Origin of the sequence: Nitratireductor sp. ZSWI3 (assembly GCF_024655565.1) — a bacterium.
In the GTDB taxonomy this organism is placed as follows: Bacteria; Pseudomonadota; Alphaproteobacteria; order Rhizobiales; family Rhizobiaceae; genus Nitratireductor.
Window position 1 is genome coordinate 1 of the sequence record NZ_JANKOF010000182.1, and the last position, 3,047, is coordinate 3,047.

The window sequence follows — 3,047 nt, forward strand, 5'->3', positions numbered from 1 at the left end:
GGGGGGAGATTGGGCGGCGGGCACGATTTCGCCAATCGCCGGCGATGCAACAAGAGCAATGCATCGACGAAGGCTGATCTCCCCCCTTGAGGGGGAGATGGCCGGCAGGCCAGAGGGGGGTATGGCAAGCGCCGGCCGCTTGAGCAAAAGAGGGGAAGCCCGAAGCCCTGAGAAAAGCGGAGTTACATCCGCCTCTCCGTCTCGGCGTCGAACAGGTGCATCATGCCCGGCTCGATGGCGAGCGGCAGCGTGTCGCCTTCTGAGATCTTCATGCTGCCGGGCAGCCGGGCGATAAGCTCGCCGCGGCCCTTGGCGCCGGCCAGCCGGCCATGGGCCAGCGTGTCGGCGCCGAGCGTTTCGACGGCCGTGACGTCCAGGCTGAAGGCGGCTTCCGCTTCCGGCACTTGCCTCAGATGCTCCGGCCTGACGCCGAGCAGGATCGGCCGTCCCGATTCCGGCACGTTCGAACCGCCCAGCGCAAGCGCGCCGCCGCCGCCCTCGAGCACGAAATCCCCGCCCGCGGCAGAGCCCTTGAGGATGTTCATCGCCGGCGAACCGATGAAGCCGGCCACGAAGCGGCTCGCCGGACGCTCATAGACCGCCATCGGTGTGTCGATCTGCTCGGCGATGCCGCCATTCATCACCACCAGCCGGTCGGCCAGCGTCATGGCCTCCACCTGGTCGTGGGTGACGTAGAGCGAGGTGGTGCCGACGGAGCGCTGCATCTGCTTGATCTCGAGACGCATCTGCACGCGCAGCTTGGCGTCCAGGTTGGACAGCGGCTCGTCGAACAGGAACACCGCCGGATCGCGCACCAGCGCCCGACCCATCGCAACGCGTTGCCGCTGGCCGCCCGACAGCGCCCGCGGCTTGCGTTCCAGGAAGGGCTCGAGCTGCAGCATCGCCGCCGCCCTGTCGACCCGCTCCTTGATCTCGGTCTTCGACTTGCCGGCGATCTTCAGCCCGTAGGCCATGTTCTCAAACACGCTCATATGGGGATAAAGCGCGTAGTTCTGGAACACCATGGCAATGTCGCGCTCGCGCGGCTCCAGCTCGTTGACGACGCGGCCGCCGATGCCGATCGTGCCGCCGCTGATGCGCTCGAGCCCCGCCACCATGCGCAGCAGCGTCGATTTCCCGCAGCCCGAGGGACCGACGATGACGATGAACTCGCCGTCGGCCACGTCCAGGCTGACGCCATGGATGACCTCGGTCTTGCCGTAGGATTTGGTGATGTCCCTTATGGAAATCGTCGCCATGCCGATTTCTGTCCTTCTATTTCTCTGTCTCGACGAGGCCCTTGACGAACAGGCGCTGCATGAAGACCACCACCGCCACGGGCGGCAGGACGGCCAGCATCGCGGCCGCCATCGTCACGGGCCAGTTGCCGTAATCGTCAGCAGTAGGCATCATCTGTTTCAGTCCCATGACGATCGTGTTCATTTCCGGCCTGGTGGTGATCAGCAGCGGCCACAGGAACTGGTTCCACCCGTAGATGAACAGGATCACGAACAGCGCCGCGATGTTGGTCACCGACAGCGGCAGCAGGATGTCCTTGAAGAAGCGCATCGGCCCCGCCCCGTCGACGCGCGCCGCCTCGACCAGCTCGTCCGGCACCGTCAGGAAGAACTGGCGGAACAGGAATGTGGCGGTGGCGGAGGCGATCAGCGGCAGGATCAGCCCGGTGTAGGAATTGAGCAAGCCGAGCGATGCGGCGACCTCGTAGGTCGGCACGATGCGCACCTCCACCGGCAGCATCAGCGTCACGAAGATCGCCCAGAACGCCAGCATCCGGAAGGGAAAGCGGAAATAGACGATCGCATAGGCCGACAGGATCGAGATGGCGATCTTGCCGATGGCGATGCCCGAGGCCATGACGAAGGAATTGAACAACATCCGCCCGACCGGGGCGTTGATGCCCGAGGCGAGCGCCTGGCTGTAATTGTCGATGAGATGCGGGCCCGGCAGCAGCGGCATGGGCGGCCGGATGATCTCGAAATGCGTCAGCGTCGAGCCGACGAAGGTGAGATAGATCGGGAAGCAGACGATGGCGATGCCGAGGATCAGCACCGTGTGCATCACGATCGTCCCAAAACCTTGTTTTTCAACCATCTGGCCCGCCCCTCAATAATGCACGCGCCGCTCGATGTAGCGGAACTGGATGACGGTGAGCACGCCGACGACGACCATCAGGATGACCGACTGGGCCGCCGAGGAGCCGAGGTCCTGGCCGACGAAGCCGTCGGAGAACACCTTATAGACCAGGATGGTGGTCGATTGGCCGGGGCCGCCGGCGGTCATGGTGTGGATGATGCCGAAGGTCTCGAAGAACGCGTAGACGACGTTGACCACCAGGAGGAAGAAGGTGGTGGGCGACAGGAGCGGAAAGACGATGGTGCGGAAGCGGTACCATTTGCCCGCCCCGTCGATCGCGGCCGCCTCGATCAGGCTCCTGGGGATCGCCTGCAGGCCGGCCAGGAAGAACAGGAAATTGTAGCTGATCTGCTTCCAGGCAGCGGCGATGATGACCAGCGTCATGGCATGCGTGCCGTTGAGCACCGGATTCCAGTTGAAGCCGGCCGCCTTCATGTAAAAGGCGATCACGCCGATCGACGGCTGGAACATGAACAGCCACATCACGCCGGCCACCGCCGGCGCCACCGCATAGGGCCAGATCAGCAGCGTCTTGTAGGTGCTCGAACCCTTGATCACCTGATCGGCCATGACGGCGAGCAGCAGCGCCACCGCCATGGAAATCGTCGTCACGAAGAAGGTGAAGACGGCGGTCGTGACGAAGGACTGCAGGTAATAGCGATCACCGGCCAGATACTCGAAATTGGAGAACCAGACGAAGCGCGCGCCGAGCCCGAAGGGATCGGGCAGCAGCAGCGACTGGTAGAGCGCCTGCCCGGCCGGCCAGAAGAAGAAGACGATGGTGACCAGCAACTGCGGCGTCAGCAGCAGATAGGGCAGCAGCCGGTTGTCGAATGTGACACGTTTTTCCATGAAGGAGCAGGTGGCCCACGGCCGGCGGATCACACCGCCGG

Annotated in this window: 3 protein-coding genes; all 3 read right to left on the minus strand. The window is 64.2% G+C overall.

The annotated features are described in order from the left end of the window. Positions 1 to 182: 182 nt before the first annotated feature. Genes ugpC through ugpA form a run of 3 tightly spaced genes read right to left on the minus strand, consistent with a single transcriptional unit; the run spans position 183 to position 3,006 of the window. Complete coding sequence (gene ugpC, locus NUU27_RS25180) at positions 183 to 1,259, minus strand: sn-glycerol-3-phosphate ABC transporter ATP-binding protein UgpC (protein WP_257765034.1); 1,077 nt, start codon at positions 1,257 to 1,259, stop codon at positions 183 to 185. Between the two features lie 16 nt (positions 1,260 to 1,275). Further along, positions 1,276 to 2,112 carry a sn-glycerol-3-phosphate ABC transporter permease UgpE gene (gene ugpE, locus NUU27_RS25185; RefSeq protein WP_257765035.1) on the minus strand — a complete coding sequence of 279 codons (837 nt, stop codon included), beginning with the start codon at positions 2,110 to 2,112 and terminating at the stop codon, positions 1,276 to 1,278. Positions 2,113 to 2,124: 12 nt separating this feature from the next. Then, positions 2,125 to 3,006: a sn-glycerol-3-phosphate ABC transporter permease UgpA gene (gene ugpA / locus NUU27_RS25190; protein WP_257765036.1), complete on the minus strand. Its 882-nt coding sequence runs from the start codon at positions 3,004 to 3,006 to the stop codon at positions 2,125 to 2,127. Positions 3,007 to 3,047 lie beyond the last annotated feature (41 nt).

What these genes read in the sequence shown, in the direction of transcription:
- ugpC (WP_257765034.1), bottom strand. Translation starts at nt 1,259, where the DNA reads ATGGCGACGATTTCCATAAGGGACATCACCAAATCCTACGGCAAGACC.
- ugpE (WP_257765035.1), bottom strand. Translation starts at nt 2,112, where the DNA reads ATGGTTGAAAAACAAGGTTTTGGGACGATCGTGATGCACACGGTGCTG.
- ugpA (WP_257765036.1), bottom strand. Translation starts at nt 3,006, where the DNA reads ATGGAAAAACGTGTCACATTCGACAACCGGCTGCTGCCCTATCTGCTG.